The organism is Acidovorax sp. GW821-FHT09A11 (assembly GCF_059418365.1).
This window is the reverse complement of the sequence record NZ_JBWKPS010000004.1, coordinates 581,115-606,642: the sequence shown is the minus strand read 5'-3', so window position 1 is coordinate 606,642 and position 25,528 is coordinate 581,115. Positions and strand designations below refer to the sequence as shown.

Here is a 25,528-nt window from a genome sequence, read left to right as displayed (position 1 = left end):
CTGGAATGGCCCCCGCGCACGCCTGTCAAGCGCGGAATGCTATTAATTGCATAGCATTCAGGCCTTCCGTCACCACGGAAAACCAGACCCAGTTAGAGTATCGACCTCGCGCAGGCCCCCGGCCTGCCCGGCCCCTTCTTCAGCCCTGCTCCACCCATGTCCAACCTCGTCGTCCACGGCGGCACCCCGCTCCGGGGCCGCATCACGCCATCCGCCAACAAGAACGCGGTGCTCCCCGTGCTGTGCGCCACGCTGCTCACCAACGAGCCGCTCAAGCTCCTGGGCGTGCCCGACATCACCGATGTGCGCAAGATCCTGGAGATCTTCCGCACCCTGGGCAGCGATGTCCGCATGGACCACGCCACCGGCACGCTCGAACTGCACCACCACGCCACGGTGTTCGATGCCGCGCAGCACCGGCTGCCCGAGGAGATGCGCTCGTCCATCATGCTGGTGCCCCCGCTGCTCGCGCGCTTTGGCGTGGCGCGGCTGGAGGACAACGTCAAGGGCTGCACGCTGGGCGTGCGCGAGATCGACCCGCACGTGGAGGTGTTCCGCCGCTTCGGGGGCGCCGTCGAGCGGGCCGAGGGCTCGCTGCTGATCCGCAGCGCGGGCCGGCTGCAGGCCAACCACCACTGGCTGGACTACGCATCGGTGACCACCACCGAGAACTTCGTGCTGTGCGCCGCCACGGCCGAGGGCACCTCGGTGCTGACCAACGCGGCGTCGGAGCCGCACGTGCAGGAGTTCTGCCGCTTCATGGCCATGATCGGCGTGCGCATCGAGGGCATGGGCACCTCGCGCATCACCGTGCACGGCGGCACGGCCCTGCGCGGCGGGGAGTTCCGTTTCGACGAGGATTTCCACGAGATCACGACCTTCCTCGCCCTGGGCGCGATCACCGGCGGGGACGTGGTGGTGAAGAACAGCGCGCCCGGGAACTTTCCGCTCATCGACCGCACCTTCGCCAAGTTCGGCGTCACCGTCACGCACGAGGACGGCTGGTCGCGCGCGGCGTGCGACGGGCCGCTCAAGGTGCAGACGCCCTTCACGAGCAATGTGCTGACCAAGGTGGAGGCCGCGCCCTGGCCGTATTTTCCGGTGGACCTGCTGCCCATCTTCATTGCCCTGGGCGTGCGCGCCGAGGGCAACGCGCTGTTCTGGAACAAGGTGTACGACGGGGCCCTGGGCTGGGCGGGCGAGCTGTCGAAGTTCGGCGCGCACGTGTTCCAGTCCGACCCGCACCGCCTGGTCACCTTCGGGGGCAACCCCCTGAGCCCGGCCGTGGTCGAGAGCCCCTACATCATCCGCGTGGCGATCGCGCTGTTCATGGTGGCGGCGAGCACGCCCGGGCGCTCCGAGATCCGCAACGCCACGCCCATCCGCCGCGCCCACCCGCGCTTCGTGGAGAACCTGCGCAGCCTGGGCGTGCAGGTGGAGTGGACCAGCGAGGAGTGAGCGGCGGCCCGCGGGCCTCAGGCTGCGACCACGCCGCCCGGTGCCTCGCCCGGGTTGGGCAGCACATGCACCCGGGCGTGCGCGGGGTGCGCATCCGCGCAGTGCACGGTGTTGCGCCCCGACTCCTTGGCGCGGTACAGCGCCTTGTCGGCGCGGTTGACCAGCTCCTCGAAATCCAGCCCCGAGCCCTGGTGCAGCGTGGCCACGCCAATGCTCACGGTGACCGAGATGCTGGCGCCTTCGTCGTTCACGGGCACGCTCATCGCCGACACGTCGTGGCGCAGCGATTCGGCCATGCGCTGGGCGCTGGCCCCATCGGTCTCGGGCAGCACGATGACGAATTCCTCGCCCCCGAAACGCGCCACGATGTCCACGCCACTGCGCTTGCGTGACGCACAGGCCTGGGCCACGGCGCAGATCACGCGGTCGCCCGCCAGGTGCCCCCACACGTCGTTGACGGGCTTGAACAGGTCGATGTCCACCACCAGCAGCGACAGCGGGTGGCCAAACCGTTGGGTCCGCTGGCATTCATTGGCGCCCAGTTCCATCAGCGTGCGGCGGTTGGACAGCCCCGTGAGCGCATCGTTGGCCGCCAGCAGCTCCAGCGCGGCATTGAGCTGCTGCAGCAGGCGGTTCTGCTCCACGAGCTGGCGGTTGATCTGGGCGATCTCGTCTTCCTTGCGCTTGCGGTCGTCGATGTTGAAGGTGACCCCGATGAGCCGCTTGCCCGGCGTGTCGCTGTGGCCGTCCATGATGCGGCCATAGTTCGCGTACCAGACCCAGTCGCCGCCCTTGGCGCGCAGGCGGAATTCGCAGCGGTACTGCGGCGTGACGCCGCAGAGGTGGTCGGCCACGGCTTGCCGGACACTGTCCACGTCCTCCGGATGGAACAGGCCGTAGATGTCCTGCACGCCCGAGACGATCTCCTCCTCGGTGAAGCCCAGTTCGAGGAAGGTCTTGGTCGCCTTGCGGGTGACGTTGCCGGTCACCAGGTCGTTCTCCCACAGGTCCAGCCCGGCGGCCTCCAGCGCCAGCTCCAGCCGCTCCCGGTTCAGATCTGCTTCACCCATGGCGGCTTGCCTTCATCGCGCTGTCCGTGTCCCGGCCGGTTGCTGGCTGGTGGGCTGGTTGTCTGTCTGTCTGCGCATGGTCAGGCCGGGGGCATGGCGCCCGCGTAGCCGATGTTGCGCAGCAGCGACGCGAACGAGGCCACCACGCCCGGCGTGCCGTACAGCTGCGGCGCTGTCTGCACCGCGATCACGCTCACCATCCGGCCCGTGCTCTGGCCGGTGGCGGCATCGAAGTACAGCGCCAGATCGTCGCTGGCATTGGAGAACCCGCGCCCGGTGCTTTCGGAGTAGTAGCAGATCGAGTCCGGGGCAATGATGTCGGGCACCGCGCTCGACGACGAGTACATGATGAGGTTCTCGTTGAGGTTGTACAGGTAGTGCGTCTGCGTGCTCTGGCGCGGATCCTGCGTGTTGTCCAGGCGGATGATGCCCGAATCCAGCGATGCGCTGGACGTGGACTGCGAGACCGAGGTGATGAAGAAGTTGGTCGCCACGGCGGCGGCGGGCCGGCCCGTGATGAGGGCGATGGCATCGGCCACCGCGCCCGTGGCCTGCGGCGTGCCGCTGTCCCGCAGGAACTGCCCCAGCGCGCGCGCCTGCTCCAGCGTGCCCGCGATGTAGCTGCCCGACAGCGCAAAGCCGTTGCCCGCGTTGGAGGGCCACATCGCGATGCCGGAATACCCGCCAAAGCCGCCCACCACGCCGCCGGCCAGCGCTTCCACCCGCGCGGCCGTGCTCGCGCCCAGCACGGCGGATTCGATGTCGGCGGGGCTGACCGCATCGCTGGCCAGCGCCGCGGGGCACGGAGCCAGCGGCGGATTGCCGGTGAACGTGGTCTGCGGCAGCTCGGGCACCGCGCGCCCGGCGCCGTCGCCGTTGACCACCCAGACCGCCCCCCCGCCCATGGCCGCGCCGATCAGCGGCACCAGCGAGTTGATGGGCCCGATCTCCACCGGGATGTAGGCCCCCGGCGACGCCCCGGTGGCGTCCGCCAGCACCTGCACCGTGTTGCGGATGGAGTTCTGGATGGCGGCCAGCGTCAGGCTGTCGGCCGCGTCGGGCGAGCCCATGATGGCCAGCACGCAGGCGTTGGTCGCCCCGTCATAATCCTGCACCTGGACGGTGCCCGTGAAGCCCTGGCGGGCCAGCTCCTCCAGGATGGAGCACGCGTCGTGGTAACTGCCACCGCCGCCGCTGGCCAGCACCGCCGCGCCGTCCGCCACCGACTGGAACTCGTTCAGCCCGTAGGAATAAACACCCATCTCTCGCCCCTCTCATGGATGGCTGGCACGATACGCCAGCCCGGTCGGTTGTCAACCCGCGCCATCCCGCGCGGAACAAAGGCCAAAGCGTGGTAGGCAGCGGGCCGCGCCGCGGCCCATGGCGCGGAAAGCACTCTGGTTTCGCGCGGCGGCTTCGCCTATGCTCTGCCCAGCGCACCGCGCCAGAAATTCGACTGTCCGCCATCCACACACACCATGAGCCACCCTGAAAAAAACTCCGTCTACGGCACCGAAGACCTGCTGATCAGCCTGTGCAACTCCGTCACCCGGGTGCTGAACGTGGCCACCCACAGCCAGATCCACTACTCCGGCATGGTGCAGCGCATCAGCAAGACCTGCCTGAAGCCGGACATCGGCTGCTTCGTGCTGTTCGATGGCGGCTTCTCGGGCCTGGTGATCATCAACTTCTCGGCCACGGCGGCCATGGAGCTGTACGCCAACTACCTGCTGAACATGGGCATGTCCAAGGACGACCTGGTCACCTCCTACACCTCGGACGAGGTCAGCAACGTGATGGGCGAGCTCATGAACCAGGTGGTGGGCGACTTCACCGGCAAGGTGCGGCGCGAACTGCAGACCCACATCACCCAGAACCAGCCCAAGATGCTGGTGCTGAACAAGCAGGTGATGCTGAGCGTGGACGCCAACCTGGACAAGCCCGAGGCGCGGCGCGTGACCTTCTACACCAGCAACAACAACATCTTCTACCTGGAGCTGGCGATCGACCGCACCGAATTCATCAAGCTCTACGACTTCGAGGCGCAGGAGGCCCCGGACCCGGATGCGCTGATGGCCCAGTCGCAGGCCGCGCCCCCCGTGCCCGCGCCTCCCCCCGCCGGGCAGGACGACACGGACGCGCTGCTCAAGTCGCTGGGGATGTAGCGCGGCCCCTGCGGCCGCCCCGTGGTCCGCAGGCCATTCGCTATCAAAAAAGTAGCTACCAGCGCTTGCCGATCGGGCGCCACGGCCATTTTTCATACCGCCACCATGGGGCATGGCGGCCCTGGCCGTTGTCAGCGAGGAGGTCCGCTGTCCTACAGCTGCATGCCGGGCCTGCTGACGAACGCGGGCCGCGCGCCGGATAGATTGGGCTCAGATGCGGGGCCAGCCTGGCTGCCCCGCCCGCCAACCCATCGAAGGAGCCCGCCATGCCCCAAGCCCAGTGGAGCGCCAAGCGCGAACGCCAGTACGAACACATCAAGACCAGCCTGAAACAGCGCGGCAAGAGCACGGACACGGCCGAAGAGATTGCCGCGCGCACCGTGAACAAGGAACGCGCCCAGCACGGCGAAAGCAAGACCGCCAACCCCAAGACCTTGCGCGACACCCCGGCCCCGGTGCGCGGCGGCCAGCGGTCCCACCAGGGCGCACAGGGCCGAACGCGCGACCAGCTGTACGAAGAGGCCCGGCGCAAGGGGATCGAGGGCCGCTCCAGGATGAACAAGCAGGAGCTGGAACGCGCGGTGGGCCGCTGAGCGGCACCCGGCCGGCCTTGCGCACCGCAGGCCCAGGCCTCACCAAAGCTATTAAATTGATAGCTTTCCGCGCTTATTCCACAAGCGCCAGGAGCCCAAAATACTGAAGAATCAGCCCTCGAACTGCGGGTGCAGCTGCCGGATGCGGTTCATCGCCATGGCGGCCGCCGCCGTGCGCGTTTCCACCCCCAGCTTGGCGAACACGCGTTCGAGGTGCTTCTTCACCGTGGCGGGGCTGGCGCCCAGGATGTCGCCGATGTCGCGGTTGATCTTGCCCTTGACCACCCAGTACAGCACCTCTGCCTCGCGCGCGGTGAGCTTGAAGGACAGGCTCATGGATTCGATGATCTTGGCGTCCGACACCTCGCGCATGACGATCAGCCAGTCGCCCCCGCCTTCGCTGTCGCCCGCCTGCTGGTGCAGGCGGAAGGTCAGGCGGCGCGCGCCCTGCTCGATGGCCAGGCGCGGCGGCTCGGCCAGCGCATGGGCCAGCAGCTCCGCCGCGTTTTCGGCGAGCACATGGCGGCGCAGCCAGGCCTGCACGATCCCTGGCGCCCAGGGGCTGGCTTCGCCAAAGTAGCCCTGCAGCAGTTCGCGCGCCAGCGGGGTCTGCCACACGATGCGGCCGTCCACCGCGCGCACCGTGATGCTGGCATAGCCGAAGGCATCGAGCGCATTGCGCGCCTCGCGGGCCTGGCTCGCGTCCTGGCGCGCCCTGCGCGCCGCGCCCAGGTGCACGCCCATGCGGGCCATCACCTCGCGCGGCTTGATGGGCTTGGTCACGTAGTCCACGCCACCCGCCTCCAGCGCGGCCACCAGGTGCTCGGTCTCGGTGAGGCCCGTCATGAAGATGATGGGGATGTGCGCGGTGGCGGGCGACGCCTTCAGGCGCCGCGCCACCTCGAAGCCGTCCATGCCGGGCATCATGGCGTCGAGCAGCACGATGTCGGGCAATGCCTGCGCGGCGCGCTGCAACGCGGCCTCGCCGTGCGTGGCCACGAGCACCGTGTAGCCCGATTCATCGAGCGCGTCGTGCAGCACGGCCAGGTTGTCGGGCACGTCGTCCACGATCAGGACCACGTCGCTGTCGCCGCGATCTAGGGCCGCGGCATGCACCGGCAGGGAGGGTGGGGTCGCGGTGGTCGTCACGGTGGCGCCTGCTCCAGGATGTGGCCCATGGCATCGAACTGGAACTGCCTGGCCAGCTGCCGCATGGTGCCGACAAAAGCGCCGTGCGCGGGCTGGCCGCGTTCGATGTCGTCCAGGGTGTTGAGGATGCCCCGGTAGTAGCCCAGCGCGACCACCTGGGCCAAGGCCGCCAGGGCGGTGGCATCGGGGTACGTGAGGGGCGCATCCGCTGCCGCGGGCAAGGCGGGGGCGGGGGCGGCGTCGGCCTCGCCGTGCTGCCACTGCAGGCCCAGGCGGCGCTCCAGCCAGTCCAGCAGCTCGGTGTGGCGCACGGGCTTGACGATGAAGTCCTCGGGGCGGATGTCCACGTCGTTGTCCAGCGCCTTGTCGAACGCATTGGCCGACACAATGGCGCAGTGGACGTTCGCGAGGTGCATCTGCCGCACGCGCCGCAGGGTCTCCCACCCGTCGATGCCCGGCATGGCCAGGTCCATGAAGATCGCGTGCGGCCGGTAGCCCGTGGCCAGCAGGTCCAGCGCGTCGTGCCCGCTGGCGGCCTGGCGCAGCTCGAAGCCCAGGGGTTCGAGCAGTTGCACCAGCAGCTCGCGGTCGGGCTCTTCGTTGTCCACCACCAGGATGCGGCGGCGGTCCCCCGCGTAACCCCTGCGCGCGCGCTGGGTGCGAGTGGCCAATGCGGCGGGCGCTGGCGCGGTCTTGCCCAGCGCGTCCCCATGCACCTCAGGCAGGAACAGCTTGACGTGGAACACCGAGCCTACGCCGGGGGTGCTGCCCACCGTCAGCTCGCCGCCCATGAGCGCGGTGAGCATCTTGGCAATGGTCAGGCCCAGACCCGCGCCCGGCGCGGCCGCGGTGTTGCCACCGCCCGAGCCGCCCCGCGCAAAGGGCTCGAAGATGCGCTCGATCTCCTCGGCCGCGAGGCCCGGCCCCGTGTCCTGCACCTCGATGCGCGCCATCTCGCGCGCATAGCGCACGCGCAGCGTGACGGTGCCGTGCGCCGTGAACTTGACCGCGTTGCCCAGCAGGTTGATGAGGATCTGGCGCAGGCGCTTTTCGTCGGCACGAACCACCTCGGGAATGACGCCCAGCACATCGAACTGGAAGGCCAGGCCCTTGGCGGCGGCCTGCAGTTCGAACAGGCTGGCCATTTCGTGCAGGCCATCGGCAAAGCGCATGGGCGTGACATCCAGCGTGAGCTTGCCGGATTCGATGCGCGCGATGTCTAGCGTGCCCTCGATGAGCGAGAGCAGGTGTTCGCCCCCCCGCCGGATCACGTGCACCGCCTGCTTGCGGTGCGGGGGCACGCCCGCGTCCTCGCCCATGAGCTGCGCGTAGCCCAGGATGGAGTTGAGCGGCGTGCGGATCTCGTGGCTGATGGCGCTGATGTAGCGGCTCTTGGCCTGGTTGGCCTGGTCGGCCGCGCGCTGGGCCGCCTCGGCCACCTGGCGCGCCTGCTCGGCCACGCTGCGCGCGGTCTGCAGGGCCTCGTCGGTCTGGCGGTGCAGCTCGATCTCGCGCACCAAGAGGCCCGTCTGGCGGTTGGATTCCTCCTGCGCCACCTGGCGGCTCTTGTGCGCCAGCACCAGCCACCAGGCCACGATGCCCGAGATGACCAGCAGCGCCAGGTAGGCCTTGAGCAGGCCGGAGCGCAACGCGACCTCCGGGGCGGCCAGGACTTCCGTGTCGGTCATCGCATTGGCGATGGTGTTGAGCTCCTGGTGGTACAGCAGCCCCATGACGGAGGCCAGCAGCGGCGCGATCACCAGCATCAGCAGCAGGAAGTGGCCCAGGCCCGTGTCCAGGTAGCGCCACATGGCGCGCGGCAGCACCCAGCGCAGGGCGGCAGACCATTGCACCGCCATGCTGGCGTCGGGCTTGCACAGGTCGCCGCAGCGCGCGTCCAGCGTGCAGCACAGCGAACAGATGGCGCCCCGGTAGGCGGGGCACTGGGCCATGTCGGGCGCTTCGTATTCGCGCTCGCAGATCACGCAGCGCTGCACGGTGTAGCGCACGTAGCTGCCCAGGGCCGCATCCATTCCGCCGCCGGCCTTGCGGCCCACCGGGCCGTGCAGGGGTACCGCCACCACGTCGGCCAGCGCAGCGGGCTCGGACTGGCGCGCGATGTAATAGCGCCCCCCGGTGGCCCAGGCAATGAGCGGTGCGGTGACAAACGCGACAGCCATCGCGATCACGGCCGAGAACGCCTGCGGCAGTGGGCCGAACAACCCCAGGTGCGCGCTGATGGACAGGATGGACGCGAGCGCCATCGAGCCCACGCCCACCGGGTTGATGTCGTACAGGTGCGCGCGCTTGAACTCGATGCCCTTGGGCGACAGCCCCAGCGGCTTGTTGATGACGAGATCGGCCACCACGGACATGATCCAGGCGATGGCGATGTTGGAGTACAGCCCCAGCACCTCGCCCATGGCGCGGAACACGTTCATCTCCATCAGCATGAAGGCGATCAGCGTGTTGAACACCACCCACACCACGCGCCCCGGGTGGCTGTGCGTGAGGCGCGAGAAGAAGTTGGACCACGCCAGCGAGCCCGCGTAGGCATTGGTCACATTGATCTTGAGCTGCGAGACCACCACGAACAACGCCGTGGCCGCCACCGCCCAGCCGTAGTGGGGGAACACATATTCGTACGCGGCCAGGTACATCTGGTTCGGGTCCACCGCCCGGTCGGCCGGCACCATGTGGGTGAGCGCCAGGTAGGCGAGCAGCGCACCGCCCAGCATCTTGAGCACCCCCAGCACCACCCAGCCCGGTCCGCCCACCAGCACGCCCAGCCACCAGCGCCCGCGCGTGGCGGGCGTGCTGGCGGGCATGAAGCGCAGGTAGTCGGCCTGCTCCCCCATCTGGGTGATGAGCGCAATGCCCACCGTGAGCGCCGCACCAAACAAGGGCAACTGGAACGTGGCACCGCGCATCGATTCACCGCCGTAGTGCACAACCCCGGAAAATGCACCAGGATCGCGCACCAGCACATAGGCGAACGGCACCACCAGCATCACCAGCCACAGCGGCTGCGTCCACACCTGCAGGCGGCTGATGGCCGACACACCGTGGGTGACGAGCGGAATCACCACGATGGCGCAGATGAGGTAGCCCCAGGTGGGCGGGATGTCGAGCGCCAGCTCCAGCGCATAGGCCATCACGGCGGCTTCGAGCGCGAAGAAGATGAAGGTGAAGCTGGCGTAGATCAGCGAGGTGAGCGTGGAGCCGATGTAGCCAAAGCCCGCGCCGCGCGTGAGCAGGTCCATGTCCACCCCATAGCGCGCCGCATACACGCTGATGGGCAGCCCCGCCAGGAAGATGATGAGCCCCGTGGCCACGATGGCCCAGAAGGCGTTGATGAAGCCGTACTGCACCAGCAGCGTCGCGCCCACGGCCTCCAGGATCAGGAACGACGCCGCACCGAAAGCCGTGTTGGCCACGCGCCATTCGGACCACTTGCGAAAGCGCTGGGGCGTGTAGCGCAGCGCGTAGTCCTCCATGGTCTCGGTGGCCACCCAGCTGTTGTAGTCGCGCCGGACCTTGACGACCTGCTGCGGGGCCTGCTGGGGCTCGTGTGCAGCCATGCCGGGCTCTGTCGGCTGCAGCGGGGTGGCGTCAGCAGGGGCGATGGAGGCGGTGTGGGAAGGCATGGGCAATGGCGGCGGTCACCCCTTCAGGTGCAGTTTCCATGCCACTGCACCTGGGGACGTGCGCCAGATGACGTATGGCGGGCACGGGGCTTGCTGCCTATGATGGAACAGCTCTCGCCAGATCACCCCCGTGCGCCATAGCACGCCCCTCGTGGTCACCCCGCATCGGCTGACGCGCGAGCCAACAACACCAGCATTGAGTACAACGACATGGAACTGACGCCTCGCGAAAAAGACAAGCTGCTGATCTTTACCGCCGCCCTGCTGGCCGAGCGCCGCAAGGCCCGGGGCCTCAAGCTCAACTACCCCGAGGCCATGGCCCTGATCAGCGCCGCCGTGATGGAAGGTGCCCGCGACGGCAAGACCGTGGCGCAGCTGATGAGCGAGGGCCGCACGGTGCTGACCCGCGCGGACGTGATGGACGGCATCGCCGAGATGATTCCGGACATCCAGGTCGAGGCCACCTTCCCCGACGGCACCAAGCTCGTCACCGTGCACCAGCCGATTGTCTGACCCCTTTTCTCCCTCTTTCTCTCTGTGGAGCCCCCATGCGCATCGCACTCTCACACCGCCACACAGCCGCTCTTCTCTTCATGGCTGCCAGTGCCATCAGTACCAGCGCCGTTGCCCATACCGGCGCTGAAACCCACATCCACAGCAGTTTTCTGAGCGGCTTTGCCCACCCATTCTTTGGCCTGGACCACCTGGCCGCCATGGTGGCCGTGGGCCTGTGGAGCGCCCTGGCCGCGCGCGGCGCCGGCCGCGAACTGCTGTGGGGCCCCGTGGGCTTTGCCGCCATGCTGCTGGCGGGCGCCGTGCTGGGCCTGCAGGGTGTGGCACTGCCCGCGGTGGAACCGATGATTGCAGCCTCGCTGCTGGCCACCGGCCTGCTCGTCGTGTCGCGCCTGCGCGTTCCCGGCCTGGTGGCCGCGCTGGGCGTGGGGGTGTTTGCCGTGTTCCATGGCGTGGCCCACGGCCACGAGCTGGCAGGCAGCGACAGCGCCTGGCAAACCCTGGCGGGCATGCTGGCCGCCACCGTGCTGCTGCATGGCGCGGGCCTGGCGGCGGGCTGGGCGCTGCGCCACCGCCACGTGTGGCTGGCGCGCGCTGCGGGTGCGGGCGTGGCAGTATTCGGTGGTGCGCTGCTGGCGCAGATGGCCTGAGCCAATCCGCCCCACAGGAGCATCCCATGATCCCAGGCGAACTCTTCACCGAACCCGGCGAACACCCGCTCAACACGGGCCGCCGCACCCTCACGCTGGTGGTGCGCAACACCGGCGACCGCCCCATCCAGGTGGGCTCGCACTACCACTTTGCCGAGACCAACAACGCACTGGGCTTTGACCGCGCCGCCGCACGCGGCATGCGGCTGAACATCGCATCGGGCACGGCAGTGCGCTTCGAGCCTGGCCAGGAGCGCACCGTGGAACTGGTGGACTACGCGGGCCAGCGCCGGGTGTATGGCTTTCAGGGCCTGACGCACGGCGCCCTGTAGAAATATCAAGCCAAAACGGCCTCCAGCGCCTGTTGAACAAGCGCTGGCAGCTATCAAAAATATAGTCATCAGTTCTCGCGGAGCACACCCCATGGCAACCATTGGACGACGCGCCTACGCCGAAATGTTCGGCCCCACCGTGGGCGACCGCGTGCGCCTGGCCGATACCGAACTCATCCTCGAAGTCGAGGCCGACCACACGCTGCGCGCCGGCAGCTACGGCGAAGAGGTGAAGTTCGGCGGCGGCAAGACCATCCGCGACGGCATGGCGCAAAGCCAGCGCAGCAATGCACAAGGCGCGGTGGACACGGTGCTGACCAACGCCCTGGTGGTGGATCACACCGGCATCTTCAAGGCCGATATCGGACTCAGGGCAGGCCGCATTGCCGCCATCGGCAATGCGGGCAACCCCGACACCCAGCCGGGCGTGGACATCATCATCGGTCCCGGCACCGAGGTCATCAGCTGCGAGGGCAACATCGTCACCGCGGGCGGCATCGACAGCCACATCCACTTCATCTGCCCGCAGCAGATCGAGGAAGCCCTGGCCAGCGGCGTGACCACCATGCTGGGCGGCGGCACCGGCCCCGCCACGGGCACGCTGGCCACCACCTGCACCTCCGGCCCCTTCAACCTGGAGCGCATGCTGCAGGCGGCCGACGCCTTCCCCATGAACCTGGGCTTTCTGGGCAAGGGCAACGCCAGCCTGCCCGAGGCGCTGCATGAGCAGATCAACGCAGGCGCCATCGGCCTCAAGCTGCACGAGGACTGGGGCACCACCCCCTCGGCCATCAGCAACTGCCTGGACGTGGCCGAAGCCACCGACACGCAGGTGGCCATCCACAGCGACACGCTCAACGAATCGGGCTTTGTGGAGGACACCATCGCCGCCGTGGGCGGGCGCGGCATCTGCGCCTTCCACACCGAAGGCGCGGGTGGCGGCCACGCGCCGGACATCCTGCGCGTGGTGGGCGAGGACAACTTCCTGCCCAGCTCCACCAACCCCACCATGCCCTACACGCACAACACGCTCGATGAACATGTGGACATGCTCATGGTGTGCCACCACCTCGATGCCAGCATTGCCGAGGACCTGGCCTTTGCCGAAAGCCGCATCCGCAAGGAGACCATCGCCGCCGAGGACATCCTGCACGACCTGGGCGCCATCAGCATGATGTCCAGCGACAGCCAGGCCATGGGCCGCGTGGGCGAAGTCATCCTGCGCACCTGGCAGACCGCGCACAAGATGAAGGTGCAGCGCGGCAGCCTGGCCGGCGACACCGCCCGGAGCGACAACACGCGCATCAAGCGCTACGTGGCCAAGTACACCATCAACCCGGCCATCGCCCACGGCATCAGCCACGAGGTGGGCTCGCTGGAGGTGGGCAAGTGGGCCGACATCGTGATCTGGAAACCCGCGTTCTTCGGGGTCAAGCCCGCGCTCATCCTGAAGGGCGGGCTGATCGCCATGGCCGCGATGGGCGACCCGAACGCGTCCATCCCCACGCCCCAGCCCGTGCACTACCGGCCGATGTTCGGCGCGTTCGGCGGGGCCATTGCCAAGACGTCGCTCACCTTCGTGTCGCAGGCAGGCTTGCATGCCGGCATCGGCGAGCGCTTCGGCCTGCGCAAGACGCTGTCCGCCGTGAACAACATCCGCGGCATCCGCAAGCGCGACATGGTGCACAACAGCTACACCCCGAAGATGGAAGTGGACGCACAAACCTACACCGTGCGCGCCGACGGCCAACTGCTCACCTGCGAGCCCGCGACGGTGCTGCCGATGGCGCAGCGCTACTTCCTGTTCTGAGGCCACGCCCCGTGAATGCTGTGCTGCAAGACCTGCACATCCGCCTGGACGACCTGAGCGATCCACGCATCGAAGCCTTCATGCAGGAACACCTGCAGGACATGTACGCGGTGTCGCCGCCGGAAAGCGTGCATGCCCTGGAGATGGACCAGCTGCGCCAGCCCGGCATTGCCTTCTGGTCCGCCTGGCTGCCTGACGCGGAGGGCGACATGCTGGTGGGCACCGGCGCGCTCAAGCAGCTCGACGCCACCCACGCCGAACTCAAGTCCATGCGCACCAGCGCCCGCCACCGGGGCCAGGGCATCGCCCGCCAGTTGCTGAACCACCTGCTCCACGAGGCCCGCTCGCGCGGCTTTGCCCGCGTGAGCCTGGAGACGGGCCCGCAGCCCTTCTTCGAGCCCGCGCGCCAGCTGTATTTCCAGCACGGCTTTGCCGAGTGCGGCCCCTTTGCCGACTACGGCCCCGACCCTTACAGCTTCTTCATGACCCGTCAGCTGTAAACCGGGGGCGCCCAACAGGGTTGCGCCCCTGGCCGACAATGCACGGTCTACCGCTGGAACAAAGAAAAGAAACGCCATGATCCAAGCCTCCAAGCTCATCCCCCAAGGCAAAGGCCTTGCTCCCGTTCTGGTCAAGCGCGCCGCCACCATCGAGCTGGACTGGGACGTGCGCCAGAAAAGCCGTTTCGCGGCCACCGACTCCGCCGGGCGCGAGCTGGGCATCTTCCTGCCGCGCGGCACGCTGGTGCGCGGTGGCGATGTGCTCGTGGCCGAAGACGGCTCCATGGTCCGCGTGATCGCGGCGCCGCAGCCCGTGCTGGTCATCACACACTGCGCCAACCATGGCAGCCCGTTCGACCTGACCCGCGCCGCCTACCACCTGGGCAACCGCCATGTGCCCATCGAGCTGCAGCCCGATCACCTCAAGATCGAACCTGACCACGTGCTGGCCGACATGCTGCGCGCCATGCACTTGATCGTCAAAGCGCAGGACCTGCCGTTTGAACCCGAGGGCGGCGCCTATGCCGCAGGGCACGGCGGCCATGACCATGACCACGGGCACGATCATGGGCATTCCCACGATGCCGGCCAGGGTCACGGCCATGCGCACGGACACGAACAGGGCGCCGCCCCGGCCCGCGCCCGCCCCGTGGCCATCCCGGTCGTCGCCCAGGGCCATGTGCACGGCCCCGGCTGCAACCACGGCCATGACCATGACCATGAAAGCCACGGGCACAGCCACTGACGGGCTGCGTACCCCCCTTCCCCCCCTTCCCCGCCATGCGCCTCGAACGCCCCGCCCCCCTGCCGGCAGCCAGCCTGCTGCAGCTCATCTGGCTCGCCTCGCCCGCGCTGCCCGTGGGCGGTTTTTCGTATTCCGAGGGGCTGGAAAGCGCGATTGAAAACGCAGGCATCGCCAGCGAAGCCGCCGTGGCCGACTGGCTGCTGGACCAGTTGCACATCACCCAGGCACGCGGCGACATGGCCCTGATCGCCAAGGCCGTGGGCGCCTGGCGCCGCGCCGACTGGGCGCATGTGCGTGAACTCAACGACTGGGTGCTGCACACCCGCGAAACCAGCGAACTGAGGCTGCAGACCGAGCAGATGGGCCGGTCGATGGCCGACTGGCTGCGCAACCAGCACCAGGACGATGAAGAGACCCTGCCCAGCATCCGCCACCTGGCCGCACTGCCCCCGACCTACCCCGTGGCATTCGCGCTGGCCGCCTCCACCACCCAGGCGCCCGTGCGCGACGTGCTGCTGGCCTACGCCTTTGGCTGGGCCGAAAACATGGTCCAGGCCGCACTCAAGTCCATGCAACTGGGCCAAAGCGCCGGCCAGCGCATCCTGGCGCGCCTGGCCGATGCCATCCCCCCCGCCGCCGACCACGCCATCGGCCTGATGGACAGCGAGCGCCAGGCCTTTTCTCCCATGCTGGCCATCCTGAGTTCCCAGCACGAAACCCAATACTCCCGCCTCTTCCGATCATGACCACCAGCACCCTGCACCACATCCCGAACCGTACCAAGCAACTGCCCCCCCTGCGCGTGGGCATCGGCGGCCCGGTAGGCTCCGGCAAGACCACGCTGCTGGAAATGCTGTGCAAGGCCATGCGCGACGACTACGACCTCATCGCCATCACCAACGACATCTACACCAAGGAAGACCAGCGCCTGCTGACCGTGAGCGGCGCGCTGCCCCCCGAGCGCATCCTGGGCGTGGAGACCGGAGGCTGCCCCCACACCGCCATCCGCGAAGACTGCTCCATCAACCTCGAAGCCATCGACCGCATGCTGGGCGAGTTCCCCAATGCCGACATCGTGTTCGTGGAAAGCGGCGGCGACAACCTCGCCGCCACCTTCAGCCCCGAGCTGAGCGACCTCACCATCTACGTCATCGACGTCGCCGCCGGCGAAAAAATCCCCCGCAAGGGCGGCCCCGGCATCACCAAGAGCGACCTGTTCATCATCAACAAGACCGACCTGGCCCCCCACGTGGGCGCCAACCTGGACGTCATGCACGCCGACACTACCCGCATGCGCACCAACGCCCAGGGCCTCAAGCCCTTCGTGATGACCAACCTCAAGACATTGGCAGGCGTGGCCGATGTGGTGAAGTTCATCGAGACGCGCGGCATGCTGCAAAAACCCGCGCCCGCCGTGGGCTAGAATTCGCGCCTTCCCTCCCGGAGACTTGGGTGAGCGGTTTAAACCAGCAGTCTTGAAAACTGCCGACGGGCAACCGTCCGTGAGTTCGAATCTCACAGTCTCCGCCAAAACGCAAGAATGGCCCCCCGCAGTGGAGACCTCTTTGTCTTCGCGTGGCCGATCACAATGAAGGGCATCCGACAGGCCTTTCCGCACAAGCGGAACTCTCTAAAGCTGGCCATGGCAAGCACCGTGGTGGCGCACCTTCGGTCATCCTGAACGGTATCCATCAACGACCCGGCATCCATCACCCCCCGGAAACCGGCGGGGCGAAGCCCAGCACGCCGTCCACCAGCAGCATCAAGAGTGCTGCGCGCAAGTCGTCGCTGGTGTCCGTGACCCCCGTGACGAGGCCGCGCTGCACCCAGATGGCGCGCCCATTGAAGTTCGCGTCGCCCGTGGTGGATTGCAGGTGGCGCGCCAGGATCTCAACCCGTGCATAGTCGCTGTCCGAAATCGAATTCGCAACCGTGATGGTGCTGCTCATGGAGTCCTTGGCGAAGCCGGTCAGTGCGCCTCAAGGTTCAATCATTCATCGCGTGCCTGGCACCCTGCGCGCTGCGCGGCGCATTCACAAAGCCACCTTTCAGCGCGTCTTCCACCACGAGCCGGAGGAGGTTCTCGCGCAAGCTGTCGACCGTGTCGGTGACCACGAACTCCTCGACCGGGCCCCGGGTGACCGCGATGGCAATGCCGTCGAAGTTGGCGTCGGTCTGCTGAAGGCAACGCATTACGTCCAGCACACGTTCAAAAGCCTCTTGCGGCACCTTCTGTGCAATGGTGATGTGGATGTTCATGTCTGACCTTGGTTGCAGGGTTGCTGAGCTTGCAGCGAAGAGACCCAGCCCCAGCGGTCATCGATGCCGCCCCCAGCTTGCGCCACCGCGCGGCATCCGTCTATGGGCGCGGTCCTACATCCTCGCCTTTATCTTTGCGATGGATGGATGGATGAATAAATGGACTGGCCGCGCGCAATGGCCGAGGTGCCTGTGCGAACCGCGATGTCCTTGACGCCATCATCCCTGCACCTTCGCACCACGCAGCAGGGCGCAAAAAACAGCCCATCGGAGTGGGCTCTGCGCTGTGCAACAGCCTGGCTCAGCGTTGCCGGCGCCGCAGCCCCACGAGGGCACCGGCGGCCAGCAGGCCAGACATGAGGAGCATGGCCCATTCACTGAGCGTGGGAATGCTGGCTGTCGAAGCCACCACAATGGTGAAGGAATCTGCGGTGGGCCCAGCCCCCCAGGTCCAGGTATAGGAGCCCGGGGTGAGGCCGAGGGCCGCCATCGTGGTTCCCGCCCAGGTCGTTGTGGAGGGCGCCAGGGGGGCGCCGGAAACATAGCCGACGGGCACTCCAATCCACGCGCCCGACGTGATGCCCGCCGCGTCGCCGGAGGTACTGGAGGACAGGATGCCTGCACCAGCCCCATAGTCCGCAGGCCCCAGCGTGGTGATCGCATAGATGCTCGACGGCGGCGTTCCGACCAGAGCCATTCCAAGATTGGGGATGATCACCGCCGGTGAAATGGTGTTCCCGGCAAAAGTCGCACCCGAGGTGTTGATGCTGCCGCTTCCCGTGGCGACGACATCTGGGCCGCTCTGAACAAAATTCAGCGTGTACGCAGCGTGTGAATGGCCGCAAGCAAACACCAGCGCCATGGCCGCGCATTGGACGATTTTCATTGATTCCCCCTGTGAGCGGACGTTTGTAACACGCCGTGAGAAGTCGGCCAACTTCTGGCTGCGCACGTGGCCGCACGGCAGGCGGCGGGCAGGGGTAAGGCCCCGCGGCCGCTGACTCGAAACCAAGCCCTCGCGGCTGCTGTCCGGACCGGCTCCGTTGGTTCGCAGGCCCTCAGCGCCCCCGGCCAGCACGCAAAAAAAAGCCCGCAGTGCGCGGGCTGAACACTTGCTTGTGCACGCGGGAGGGATGTCGAGAGGGTATCGACGCACGCATCCTAAAACGCCCGTCTTGTGCCAGCTGTAGGACAACATCGCGTGCGGTCCGCGCCGCCGCGGGCAGGGGCTACCGGGCCGGTGCAAACCCGCAGGCCGGGTTGTTACGCGCGGACACGCCGCCCGGCGGAGGGTTCTAGTATGGTGAGCGGATTCGATACCCGAAGGATCCACATGTTGAAAGCTTCTCTTGCCCTTGTGGGCAGCGTGACCTTGGCCGCCGCCATGACGGGCTGCTCCGGTTATGGCCAGACACCCGCCCCGTCCTCCTCCAGCGGGCCCGGCAGCGCCACGCCTCCACCGGCGGCGCCTGCGGCAGCGGTGTGCAACGCCCAGCCCGCGCAGTTCGCGGTGGGGCAGAACAGCACCTCCTCGGTCATGGAGTCCGCACGCGCCCGCTCGGGCGCGCAACTGGCCCGCATCCTGCGGCCGGGGCAGATGATCACCAAGGAGTTTGATGCGCAGCGCCTGAACCTGGAGGTGGATGCCAACGGGCGCATCATCGCCGTGCGCTGCGGCTGATCCGGCCCGCGACACCGGGCGCGCGGCGGGCGCCCGCGATCCTTCAGTCGGCCAGAAAGAGTTCCTGCAGGTCGCTCAGGAAATCAAAGCCCCGCTCCGTCGGGCGCACGCGGGCCATGTCGCGTTCGATCAAGCCCTTGCGCTCGGCCGCCTCCAGGCCTTTGGCGATGGCGGTGACGGGCAGGCCGGTGCGGGCCATGAAGTCCTGCAGCGCAAAGCCCTCGCGCAGCCGCAAGGCATTGAGCATGAATTCGAACGGCAGGTCGGCGCGGCGCACCTCGTCATCCTGGGCCACGGCGCGGCCGGCCAGGGCGTTGTCCATATAGCGGCCCGGATCGCGAAAGCGCACCTGGCGCACCACGCGGTGCGCAAAGCTCAGCTTGCTGTGCGCGCCCGCGCCAATGCCCAGATAGTCGCCGAACTGCCAGTAGTTGGTGTTGTGAAAACACTGGTGCCCCGCCCGGGCGTAGGCCGAGATTTCATAGCGCCCCAGCCCCGCCTGCCCGGTCATCTCCGTGATGCGGTCCAGCATCGCATAGGCCTGGTCATCCTCGGGCACGGCCGGCGGAAACTTCGCGAAGTAGGTGTTGGGTTCGATGGTCAGGTGGTAGATGGAGATGTGCGGCGGTTTCAGGGCCAGCGCCGTCTGCATGTCCTGCTCCAGCTCTTGCAGCGTTTGCCCCGGCAGCGCGTACATGATGTCGAGGTTGAACGTGTCGAAGGCCTGGGCAGCCTCCTCCACCGCCGCCAGGGCCTGGGCGCGGTCATGCACCCGGCCCAGGGCCTGGAGGTGCCGGTCGTTGAAACTCTGCACCCCCACCGACAGGCGCGTGACGCCCGCTGCACGGAACGCTCGGAAGCGGTCTTTTTCGAAGGTGCCGGGGTTGGCCTCGAGGGTGATCTCGCAATCGGCCTCCAGCCGCAGGCGGGCGCGGATGTCGCCGATCAGCCGGTCAATGGCTGCGGGCGAGAACAGGCTGGGCGTGCCCCCGCCGATGAAGATGCTGTGCACCGTGCGGCCCCAGATCAGCGGCAGCGCCGCCTCCAGGTCGGCCATCAACGCGTCGATGTAGCGTTGCTCGGGCAAACCGCCCCCTCCCGGATCACCGGCGGCCTCGCGGTACTCATGCGAGTTGAAGTCGCAGTACGGGCATTTCTTCAGGCACCAGGGCAGGTGCACATACAAGGACAGTGGAGGCAGGCTGGGCAATTGCAGCAGGCCGGGCCGCATGTAGTGCTGGATGTCGCGCACCACGGCGGGCGCATCAGCAGCAGCAGGAATGATGGGAATAGCCATTGCAAGCCTCAAAGGTTCATAGCGCTCGCGCCGCGGTACCCGCCTGCAGCTGGAGCTGTCGCGCGCACGACCGCCGCGCAAGGGCCGCCCAGGCGGCGCAGCTGCGTTTCACTTGCGTGCGCTGGCGGTGTCCCCCTCTGGGGGAAGGCGCGAAGCGACTCAGGGGGAACTTCATGCCAGCCAGCGCTCGCGCATCAGCGCCAGCATCTGCGCGGCAGAACGGCCACGGTGGCTGTGGGCGTTCTTCACCTCCACGGGCAGCTCGGCGAAGGTCTTGCCGAATTCAGGGATGAACATCACGGGGTCGAAGCCAAAACCGTTGCTGCCCCGGGGGGCCGTGGTGATCTCGCCCACCACGCGGCCCACCGCAATCAGCGGCTCCGGGTCCTGCGGGCTGCGCACAGCGACCAGGGTGCTGACCATTGCCGCGCGGCGGTTGGCCACGCCCTGCAGTTGCTCCAGCAGGGCCCGCACATTGTTGTCGTCACTCTTCTCGTAGCCGAACTGGGTGCAGTAGTAGGCGGTATCGACGCCCGGCAGGCCGCCAAAGGCGTCCACGCACATGCCTGCGTCGTCCGCCAATGCGGGCAAGCCCGTGTGTGCCGAGGCGAAGCGGGCCTTGGCCAGGGCGTTCTCGACAAAGGTGCGAAAAGGCTCTTCGGCCTCGCCCACGCCGAGGTCGGCCTGGCGCACCAGTTCCACGCCCAGCGGCTCGAACATGGCCTGCAGCTCCGCCAGCTTGCCGCGGTTGTTGGATGCAAGGACAATTTTCATAGGTCAAAATGGCCTCTGGCGCTTATCCATCAAGCGCTAGCAGCTATCAATAAATGAGCATTCCTGTCATGGGGTTTCCAGAAGCGAGCGCTGCTGCAGCTGCACCAGCTCTGCAATGCCCTTTTCCGCCAACGCCAGCAGCTGGTCCATCTCCGCGCGAGTAAAGGCCACGCCCTCGGCCGTGCCCTGCACTTCCACGAAATGGCCAGCGCCGGTCATCACGATGTTCATGTCGGTGTCGCAGTCCACGTCTTCGACGTACTCCAGGTCGAGCAGCGGCGTGCCCTGAACCATGCCCACCGAAATGGCGGCCACGGGCTGCACCAGCGGCGACTGGGCGATCTTGCCGCTGGCAAGCAGCTGGTTGACCGCGTCCTGCGCCGCCACCCAGGCGCCGGTGATGGCCGCGGTGCGCGTGCCGCCGTCGGCCTGGATCACGTCGCAGTCGAGCTGGAGAGTGCGCTCTCCCAGCAGCTTCAGGTCGAACACGGCGCGCAGCGAGCGGCCGATGAGACGCTGGATCTCCTGCGTGCGGCCATTTTGCTTGCCCCGCGCGGCCTCGCGGTCGTTGCGGGTGTGGGTGGCGCGCGGCAGCATGCCGTACTCGGCCGTCACCCAGCCCTCTCCGCTGCCCCGCTTGTGGGGCGGCACCCGCTCCTCCACCGACGCGGTGCACAGCACCTTGGTGTTGCCAAATTCGATGAGCACCGAGCCCTCGGCATGCATGGTGTAGTGGCGGGTGATGCGCACGGTGCGCAACTGGTCGGCGGCGCGGCCGCCGGTACGGACAAAGGGTGTCATGGTGTGGGTGGCTCGTAAAAAAACACAAGGCGGATGAGTGAAGGACCTGCGTGCAGGGACACACTCCCGCGCCCCAAAAACTCAGGCCGCCAGATCCATCGGCGCCTGGCCGGCCGGGAACTCACGCCTTGCGGGCGGCAGAGCGGCGTATGGCTTCGTTGATTTCGGCGATGGACCGCTCAATGGCCGCGTCGTCCAGGTCATCCACCAGCCCGTCGAGCGGGCCCGCCTGGATGGTGGACGCAAACACGTCGTCGCTGATGCTGTCTGTCGAGACGCCCTGGGTGGACTCGAACGCGTCGGGGGTTTCCCATTCCATCGCCACCACCGTGACGTTGTCGCTGCTGTCGCCCGCCTTGCGCAGGGCATCCTCCACCAGCTCGGGCACCGCGTGCGACACCGCATTGCGGGCGAGCTGCTTGGCGATTTCCTCGTCGCTGAGCGTGCCCCACAGGCCGTCCGAGCACAGCAGGATGCGGTCGCCCTGCTCCAGGTACACCGGGCCCGTGATGTCGTAGATGGGTTTGGTCGGCGAGCCCAGGCAGGTGAACAGCACATTGCGGTTGATGCGCTCGAGCCCCGGCGGGGGCGAATTGCGCAGCTCCATGTACGAATGGTCGCGCGTGCGGGTGAGCAGGTCGCCGTCGCGCACCATGTACAGGCGCGAATCGCCGCAGTGGATCCAGGTGGCCGTGCCAGCCTGCAGCACGGCCGCCACCAGCGTGGTGCGGGGCGTGTCGAGCATGCCCTTGTCGGTGGCGTAGCGCAGGATCTGGTGGTGCGCGGCCAGGAGTGCGCCCGAAAGAAATTCCTGCACGTCCTTGAGCTGGGGCTTGGCCTGGCGCTGGAACAGCGCCGAGATGGTCTGCAGCGCGATCTGCGCGGCCACTTCACCTTCGGGGTGGCCGCCCATGCCGTCGGCCAGCACGAACAGGCCCGATTCGCGCGTGTAGCAATAGCCCATGCGGTCTTCGTTCTTCTCGCGGCCGCCACGGCGGCTGATCTGGAAAACCGAGAACTTCATAGTGACCCACGCAAACAAGGATGCACCACGGCATCGTTAATGAACAGGCGCCCCGCCCCAACCCGCTTCGCGTGGGTCGTTTTCATTTGGGTTTGGCTCCGATACCGGTGGCTTCACCCACCTTTTGCACGTTCTTCTTGGTGTCGGACACCAGGGTGTCCAGCTGCAGGCGCATCTTCTCGGCCACCGTGAGCTTGGTGTAGCGGCGCTCGCCCTCGCGGCTGAGCTCTTTTTGCAGCGCGAACACCGACTGCGGGCGCGACAGCGGGTCCAGCGCCATGCACCACTCCACCACCTCGATGAGGTTGTCGGAGTACACGCCGCGCAGCTTGGTCAGCGCCAGCGACAGGCGGTCTTTTTCGATGCGCTGGGGCGCCTCGTTGGGAGGAAAGCCCTGCATGCAGGCGTAGATGCAGGCACCGATGGCATAGATGTCGGTCCACGGGCCCATGGACGAGTCGCGCCGGTACATCTCGGGCGCGGCAAAGCCGGGCGTGTACATGGGGCGGATGAAGTTGCCCTCCTTGGACAGCACCTCGCGCGCGGCGCCGAAGTCGATCATCACGGCCTTGTTGTCGTCGGTGATGAAGATGTTGGCCGGCTTGATGTCGAGGTGCAGCATCTTGTGCTGGTGCACGATGCGCAGGCCGCGCAGCACCTCGTCGAACAGCGAGCGGATGGTCGACTCGCGGAACACCTTCTGCGTCTTGAGGTCACGCGCGGTGATGATGAAGTCCTGCAGGGTCGCGCCCTCCAGGTAGTTCATCACCATGTAGACGGTTTCGTTCTCGCGAAAGAAATTGAGCACGCTCACCACGGAGGCGTGCGATATCTGGGCCAGCGAGCGCCCTTCTTCAAAAAAGCTCTTGAGCCCCAGGCGGTAGAGCGAGAGTTTCTCGGACGGCACCTTGGGCAGCAATTCGCCAGGCGCGCGCGTCGCCAGGGACGACGGAAGGTACTCCTTGATGGCGACCTGCTGTCCTTCGCTGTCCGTGGCGAGGTAGACCACGCCAAAGCCCCCGGAGGACACCCTGCGAACCACGCGGTATCCACCAATGGCGGTGTCGGGCGGCAAGGGAGCCGGCTTGATTTTTGACATATTTTGCGAAGATGACTCGGGGGTAGAGCGGAACCCGGATAATCGCCGGATCGCAAGCAACCATCAAAAAGTCCAATGCCAGTTTACAGCATGACCGGATACGCCAGCGCACAGCACGGCGCATCCGCCACTGGCGCAGAAACCGAGGCCCGCGCGTCCCAATCGCGCAGGCTGGGGCTGGAAATCCGGTCGGTCAACAGCCGCTTCCTGGACCTGTCGTTCCGCCTGCCCGATGAACTGCGCGCCATGGAGCCCGCGCTGCGCAGCCTGCTGACCGCCCGGCTCAAGCGCGGCAAGGTCGAGGTCCGGGCCGCCCTGGAGAACGAGGAAAGCAACACCCTGCAGGATCCGCCCGCGCGGCTGCTGCAGCGGCTCAACTCGCTGCAGGACTCCGTCAAGGCATGGCTGCCCACCGCCGCCCCCCTCACGGTGGCCGATGCCCTGCGCCTGTGCGCCAACGCCCCGTCGGGCTCCGAGGACTGGAGCGAAGCCGTGCCCGCCCTCGCGGAAGAAGCGCTGACCGCGCTCATGGCCGCCCGCGAGCGGGAGGGCAAGCGGCTGGCCACCATGCTTCTGGACAGGGTCAAGCAGCTGCGCGCCCTGGCGGAACAGGCCGTCCCCATGGTGCCCCTGTTGGTCGAGCAGCAGCGGCTGCGCTTCATGGAGCGCTGGAAGGAGGCCATGGCCCTGACCGATGGCGCCACCCTGCCCGAGGCCGCCCGCGACCGCGCCCTGACAGAAGCCACCGCCTTTGCCATCCGTATCGACGTGGCCGAGGAAATCACCCGGCTGGACTCCCACCTGGACGAAATCGAACGCCTGCTCAAGAAGGGCGGCGAAGTGGGCAAGCGGCTGGACTTCCTGATCCAGGAACTGCACCGCGAGGCCAATACGCTGGGCTCCAAGTCTGCCGCGCTTGACCTCACACGCATCAGCGTGGACATGAAAGTGCTGATCGAGCAGATGCGCGAGCAAGTGCAAAATATCGAGTAATACTCATTTTTTGATAGCGCGTAGCGCACATCAACTATGGACTACCCCGGAAATCTCATCGTAGTTGCAGCCCCCAGCGGGGCTGGCAAATCCAGCCTCGTCAAGGCCCTGCTGGAGCTGGACTCCCACGTCCACCTGTCCATCTCCCACACCACCCGCGCGCCACGCGGCCAGGAAAAACACGGCCGCGACTATTACTTCGCCTCGCAGTCCGAATTCGACGCCATGGTGGAGGGCAATGCCTTCGTGGAGTGGGCGCATGTGCACGGCAACCGCTACGGCACCTCCAAGAAAGCCATCGAGGAGCGGATTGCCCAGGGCTCGGACGTGATCCTGGAGATCGATTTCCAGGGCGCCCTGCAGATCAAGCAGGCATTTGCCAACGCCATCCTGGTGTTCATCCTGCCCCCCAGCTGGGAAGAATTGCGCTCGCGCCTGGAACGGCGGGGCGAAGACTCTCCCGATGTCATCGAAGTCCGCCTCAAGAACGCTGCCATCGAGATGGCGCAAGTCAGCAAATTCGACTTCGTTATAATCAATGAGTTGTTTGAGCGCGCGCTTTTCGACCTGAAAGCCGTAGTTCACGCCCAGCGACTCAAGTACGCCGCCCAGCGCCGCGCCCGTGCTGACACCTTCCAGTCGCTCAATATCACCTGAATCCGGAGTAAACCGATGGCACGCATCACCGTAGAAGACTGTCTGGAAAAGATCCCCAACCGCTTCCAGCTCGTGTTGGCCGCCACGTACCGTGCCCGCATGCTGAGCCAAGGCCACGCCCCCCGCATCGAAAGCCGCAACAAGCCGGCCGTGACCGCCTTGCGCGAAATCGCCGAAGGCAAGGTTGGCCTGGAAATGCTCAAGAAGGTTCCTGGTTGAGCCTTTTCCCGGGCGAAGTCCCTAAAGAGCACCGCGGCAGCGGTGCTTTTTTTTGCCCAGAAGTCGTCTGATGCGCTCCCGCGCTACATTTA

The 25,528-nt window shown here is 67.1% G+C and carries 27 protein-coding genes and 1 tRNA gene; 16 read left to right on the top strand and 12 right to left on the bottom strand.

From position 1 onward, the window contains the following. Positions 1–156: 156 nt before the first annotated feature. Positions 157–1,458 carry a UDP-N-acetylglucosamine 1-carboxyvinyltransferase gene (locus AC07PV_RS13925; protein WP_494630505.1) on the top strand — a complete coding sequence of 434 codons (1,302 nt, stop codon included), beginning with the start codon at positions 157–159 and terminating at the stop codon, positions 1,456–1,458. Between the two features lie 17 nt (positions 1,459–1,475). Here the strand turns inward: AC07PV_RS13925 and AC07PV_RS13920 are convergent, their stop codons facing one another. Both AC07PV_RS13920 and AC07PV_RS13915 read right to left on the bottom strand, forming a co-directional pair. Next, positions 1,476–2,528, bottom strand: a complete 1,053-nt coding sequence (locus tag AC07PV_RS13920; RefSeq protein ID WP_218293577.1) for a GGDEF domain-containing protein — start codon at positions 2,526–2,528, stop codon at positions 1,476–1,478. Between the two features lie 80 nt (positions 2,529–2,608). After that, entirely contained in the window at positions 2,609–3,790 is a 1,182-nt protein-coding gene (locus AC07PV_RS13915; protein ID WP_494630504.1) for an S-methyl thiohydantoin desulfurase domain-containing protein, read from the bottom strand. A 216-nt stretch (positions 3,791–4,006) separates the two neighbouring features. On the opposite strand from AC07PV_RS13915, the gene AC07PV_RS13910 reads away from it, so the two are divergent. Then, positions 4,007–4,693, top strand: coding sequence for a DUF3334 family protein (locus tag AC07PV_RS13910; RefSeq protein WP_218293575.1), 687 nt, complete (start codon positions 4,007–4,009; stop codon positions 4,691–4,693). Positions 4,694–4,959: 266 nt separating this feature from the next. Then, positions 4,960–5,286: a plasmid stabilization protein gene (locus tag AC07PV_RS13905; protein ID WP_218293574.1), complete on the top strand. Its 327-nt coding sequence runs from the start codon at positions 4,960–4,962 to the stop codon at positions 5,284–5,286. Positions 5,287–5,397: 111 nt separating this feature from the next. Here the strand turns inward: AC07PV_RS13905 and AC07PV_RS13900 are convergent, their stop codons facing one another. Further along, positions 5,398–6,435 (bottom strand): response regulator, encoded by a 1,038-nt coding sequence (locus AC07PV_RS13900; protein WP_218341492.1) that lies wholly within the window; start codon positions 6,433–6,435, stop codon positions 5,398–5,400. Further along, a complete protein-coding gene (locus tag AC07PV_RS13895; protein WP_494630502.1) occupies positions 6,432–10,082 on the bottom strand; it encodes a hybrid sensor histidine kinase/response regulator in 3,651 nt (1,216 codons plus the stop codon). The genes AC07PV_RS13900 and AC07PV_RS13895 overlap by 4 nt, the downstream gene beginning before the upstream one ends. A gap of 210 nt (positions 10,083–10,292) precedes the next feature. Here AC07PV_RS13895 and AC07PV_RS13890 point away from each other — a divergent pair, with 210 nt between their 5' ends. From AC07PV_RS13890 to AC07PV_RS13850, 9 genes are all read left to right on the top strand, one after another. Continuing rightward, the gene (locus AC07PV_RS13890) at positions 10,293–10,595 is read left to right on the top strand and encodes an urease subunit gamma (protein WP_055399013.1); all 303 of its coding nucleotides are present in this window, start codon (positions 10,293–10,295) and stop codon (positions 10,593–10,595) included. A 35-nt stretch (positions 10,596–10,630) separates the two neighbouring features. Beyond that, positions 10,631–11,245, top strand: coding sequence for a HupE/UreJ family protein (locus AC07PV_RS13885; protein WP_218341494.1), 615 nt, complete (start codon positions 10,631–10,633; stop codon positions 11,243–11,245). A 26-nt stretch (positions 11,246–11,271) separates the two neighbouring features. Then, positions 11,272–11,577 carry an urease subunit beta gene (locus AC07PV_RS13880; protein WP_218341495.1) on the top strand — a complete coding sequence of 102 codons (306 nt, stop codon included), beginning with the start codon at positions 11,272–11,274 and terminating at the stop codon, positions 11,575–11,577. A 91-nt stretch (positions 11,578–11,668) separates the two neighbouring features. Then, a complete protein-coding gene (gene ureC / locus AC07PV_RS13875) occupies positions 11,669–13,387 on the top strand; it encodes an urease subunit alpha (RefSeq protein WP_494630500.1) in 1,719 nt (572 codons plus the stop codon). Positions 13,388–13,398: 11 nt separating this feature from the next. Further along, positions 13,399–13,887: a GNAT family N-acetyltransferase gene (locus tag AC07PV_RS13870; RefSeq protein WP_370627868.1), complete on the top strand. Its 489-nt coding sequence runs from the start codon at positions 13,399–13,401 to the stop codon at positions 13,885–13,887. A gap of 76 nt (positions 13,888–13,963) precedes the next feature. Continuing rightward, a complete protein-coding gene (gene ureE / locus AC07PV_RS13865; protein WP_494630498.1) occupies positions 13,964–14,632 on the top strand; it encodes an urease accessory protein UreE in 669 nt (222 codons plus the stop codon). Positions 14,633–14,667: 35 nt separating this feature from the next. Then, complete coding sequence (locus AC07PV_RS13860) at positions 14,668–15,378, top strand: urease accessory protein UreF (protein ID WP_494630496.1); 711 nt, start codon at positions 14,668–14,670, stop codon at positions 15,376–15,378. Continuing rightward, entirely contained in the window at positions 15,375–16,055 is a 681-nt protein-coding gene (ureG, locus tag AC07PV_RS13855; protein ID WP_218293566.1) for an urease accessory protein UreG, read from the top strand. Before AC07PV_RS13860 ends, ureG begins: the two co-directional genes overlap by 4 nt. A gap of 19 nt (positions 16,056–16,074) precedes the next feature. Then, positions 16,075–16,162: transfer RNA gene (locus AC07PV_RS13850), tRNA-Ser, on the top strand. Between the two features lie 179 nt (positions 16,163–16,341). Here AC07PV_RS13850 and AC07PV_RS13845 read toward each other — a convergent pair. The 3 genes from AC07PV_RS13845 to AC07PV_RS13835 all read right to left on the bottom strand — a co-directional run bounded on the left by AC07PV_RS13845 (position 16,342) and on the right by AC07PV_RS13835 (position 17,777). Then, a complete protein-coding gene (locus AC07PV_RS13845; protein ID WP_218293550.1) occupies positions 16,342–16,581 on the bottom strand; it encodes a hypothetical protein in 240 nt (79 codons plus the stop codon). 37 nt (positions 16,582–16,618) lie between these two features. Next, positions 16,619–16,891, bottom strand: a complete 273-nt coding sequence (locus AC07PV_RS13840; protein ID WP_492808686.1) for a hypothetical protein — start codon at positions 16,889–16,891, stop codon at positions 16,619–16,621. Between the two features lie 301 nt (positions 16,892–17,192). Next, positions 17,193–17,777: an IPTL-CTERM sorting domain-containing protein gene (locus AC07PV_RS13835; RefSeq protein ID WP_492254718.1), complete on the bottom strand. Its 585-nt coding sequence runs from the start codon at positions 17,775–17,777 to the stop codon at positions 17,193–17,195. Between the two features lie 447 nt (positions 17,778–18,224). Here AC07PV_RS13835 and AC07PV_RS13830 point away from each other — a divergent pair, with 447 nt between their 5' ends. Next, entirely contained in the window at positions 18,225–18,572 is a 348-nt protein-coding gene (locus AC07PV_RS13830) for an I78 family peptidase inhibitor (protein ID WP_492808684.1), read from the top strand. Between the two features lie 43 nt (positions 18,573–18,615). Here the strand turns inward: AC07PV_RS13830 and hemW are convergent, their stop codons facing one another. The 5 genes from hemW to AC07PV_RS13805 all read right to left on the bottom strand — a co-directional run bounded on the left by hemW (position 18,616) and on the right by AC07PV_RS13805 (position 23,567). Continuing rightward, the gene (gene hemW, locus AC07PV_RS13825; RefSeq protein ID WP_494630495.1) at positions 18,616–19,869 is read right to left on the bottom strand and encodes a radical SAM family heme chaperone HemW; all 1,254 of its coding nucleotides are present in this window, start codon (positions 19,867–19,869) and stop codon (positions 18,616–18,618) included. Between the two features lie 171 nt (positions 19,870–20,040). Then, complete coding sequence (gene rdgB / locus AC07PV_RS13820) at positions 20,041–20,643, bottom strand: RdgB/HAM1 family non-canonical purine NTP pyrophosphatase (RefSeq protein ID WP_218341514.1); 603 nt, start codon at positions 20,641–20,643, stop codon at positions 20,041–20,043. A 66-nt stretch (positions 20,644–20,709) separates the two neighbouring features. Beyond that, positions 20,710–21,444, bottom strand: coding sequence for a ribonuclease PH (rph, locus tag AC07PV_RS13815; protein ID WP_218341515.1), 735 nt, complete (start codon positions 21,442–21,444; stop codon positions 20,710–20,712). 121 nt (positions 21,445–21,565) lie between these two features. Beyond that, positions 21,566–22,468, bottom strand: a complete 903-nt coding sequence (locus AC07PV_RS13810; RefSeq protein WP_218293543.1) for a PP2C family protein-serine/threonine phosphatase — start codon at positions 22,466–22,468, stop codon at positions 21,566–21,568. Positions 22,469–22,550: 82 nt separating this feature from the next. Beyond that, entirely contained in the window at positions 22,551–23,567 is a 1,017-nt protein-coding gene (locus AC07PV_RS13805; protein ID WP_218293542.1) for a serine/threonine protein kinase, read from the bottom strand. 90 nt (positions 23,568–23,657) lie between these two features. Here AC07PV_RS13805 and AC07PV_RS13800 point away from each other — a divergent pair, with 90 nt between their 5' ends. The 3 genes from AC07PV_RS13800 to rpoZ are packed head-to-tail and all read left to right on the top strand — an operon-like array spanning position 23,658 to position 25,436. After that, positions 23,658–24,560 (top strand): YicC/YloC family endoribonuclease, encoded by a 903-nt coding sequence (locus AC07PV_RS13800; protein ID WP_304505103.1) that lies wholly within the window; start codon positions 23,658–23,660, stop codon positions 24,558–24,560. Between the two features lie 36 nt (positions 24,561–24,596). Beyond that, complete coding sequence (gene gmk / locus AC07PV_RS13795) at positions 24,597–25,217, top strand: guanylate kinase (protein WP_218293540.1); 621 nt, start codon at positions 24,597–24,599, stop codon at positions 25,215–25,217. A 15-nt stretch (positions 25,218–25,232) separates the two neighbouring features. Then, positions 25,233–25,436: a DNA-directed RNA polymerase subunit omega gene (gene rpoZ, locus AC07PV_RS13790; RefSeq protein WP_005794722.1), complete on the top strand. Its 204-nt coding sequence runs from the start codon at positions 25,233–25,235 to the stop codon at positions 25,434–25,436. The last annotated feature ends 92 nt before the right edge of the window (positions 25,437–25,528 follow it).

Excerpts from the sequence above, each read along its gene's own strand:
- AC07PV_RS13925 (WP_494630505.1), top strand. The coding sequence starts at position 157 with ATGTCCAACCTCGTCGTCCACGGCGGCACCCCGCTCCGGGGCCGCATC.
- AC07PV_RS13920 (WP_218293577.1), bottom strand. The coding sequence starts at position 2,528 with ATGGGTGAAGCAGATCTGAACCGGGAGCGGCTGGAGCTGGCGCTGGAG.
- AC07PV_RS13915 (WP_494630504.1), bottom strand. The coding sequence starts at position 3,790 with ATGGGTGTTTATTCCTACGGGCTGAACGAGTTCCAGTCGGTGGCGGAC.
- AC07PV_RS13910 (WP_218293575.1), top strand. The coding sequence starts at position 4,007 with ATGAGCCACCCTGAAAAAAACTCCGTCTACGGCACCGAAGACCTGCTG.
- AC07PV_RS13905 (WP_218293574.1), top strand. The coding sequence starts at position 4,960 with ATGCCCCAAGCCCAGTGGAGCGCCAAGCGCGAACGCCAGTACGAACAC.
- AC07PV_RS13895 (WP_494630502.1), bottom strand. The coding sequence starts at position 10,082 with ATGCCTTCCCACACCGCCTCCATCGCCCCTGCTGACGCCACCCCGCTG.
- AC07PV_RS13890 (WP_055399013.1), top strand. The coding sequence starts at position 10,293 with ATGGAACTGACGCCTCGCGAAAAAGACAAGCTGCTGATCTTTACCGCC.
- AC07PV_RS13885 (WP_218341494.1), top strand. The coding sequence starts at position 10,631 with ATGCGCATCGCACTCTCACACCGCCACACAGCCGCTCTTCTCTTCATG.
- AC07PV_RS13880 (WP_218341495.1), top strand. The coding sequence starts at position 11,272 with ATGATCCCAGGCGAACTCTTCACCGAACCCGGCGAACACCCGCTCAAC.
- ureC (WP_494630500.1), top strand. The coding sequence starts at position 11,669 with ATGGCAACCATTGGACGACGCGCCTACGCCGAAATGTTCGGCCCCACC.
- ureE (WP_494630498.1), top strand. The coding sequence starts at position 13,964 with ATGATCCAAGCCTCCAAGCTCATCCCCCAAGGCAAAGGCCTTGCTCCC.
- AC07PV_RS13860 (WP_494630496.1), top strand. The coding sequence starts at position 14,668 with ATGCGCCTCGAACGCCCCGCCCCCCTGCCGGCAGCCAGCCTGCTGCAG.
- ureG (WP_218293566.1), top strand. The coding sequence starts at position 15,375 with ATGACCACCAGCACCCTGCACCACATCCCGAACCGTACCAAGCAACTG.
- AC07PV_RS13845 (WP_218293550.1), bottom strand. The coding sequence starts at position 16,581 with ATGAGCAGCACCATCACGGTTGCGAATTCGATTTCGGACAGCGACTAT.
- AC07PV_RS13840 (WP_492808686.1), bottom strand. The coding sequence starts at position 16,891 with ATGAACATCCACATCACCATTGCACAGAAGGTGCCGCAAGAGGCTTTT.
- AC07PV_RS13835 (WP_492254718.1), bottom strand. The coding sequence starts at position 17,777 with ATGAAAATCGTCCAATGCGCGGCCATGGCGCTGGTGTTTGCTTGCGGC.
- AC07PV_RS13830 (WP_492808684.1), top strand. The coding sequence starts at position 18,225 with ATGTTGAAAGCTTCTCTTGCCCTTGTGGGCAGCGTGACCTTGGCCGCC.
- hemW (WP_494630495.1), bottom strand. The coding sequence starts at position 19,869 with ATGGCTATTCCCATCATTCCTGCTGCTGCTGATGCGCCCGCCGTGGTG.
- rdgB (WP_218341514.1), bottom strand. The coding sequence starts at position 20,643 with ATGAAAATTGTCCTTGCATCCAACAACCGCGGCAAGCTGGCGGAGCTG.
- rph (WP_218341515.1), bottom strand. The coding sequence starts at position 21,444 with ATGACACCCTTTGTCCGTACCGGCGGCCGCGCCGCCGACCAGTTGCGC.
- AC07PV_RS13810 (WP_218293543.1), bottom strand. The coding sequence starts at position 22,468 with ATGAAGTTCTCGGTTTTCCAGATCAGCCGCCGTGGCGGCCGCGAGAAG.
- AC07PV_RS13805 (WP_218293542.1), bottom strand. The coding sequence starts at position 23,567 with ATGTCAAAAATCAAGCCGGCTCCCTTGCCGCCCGACACCGCCATTGGT.
- AC07PV_RS13800 (WP_304505103.1), top strand. The coding sequence starts at position 23,658 with ATGACCGGATACGCCAGCGCACAGCACGGCGCATCCGCCACTGGCGCA.
- gmk (WP_218293540.1), top strand. The coding sequence starts at position 24,597 with ATGGACTACCCCGGAAATCTCATCGTAGTTGCAGCCCCCAGCGGGGCT.
- rpoZ (WP_005794722.1), top strand. The coding sequence starts at position 25,233 with ATGGCACGCATCACCGTAGAAGACTGTCTGGAAAAGATCCCCAACCGC.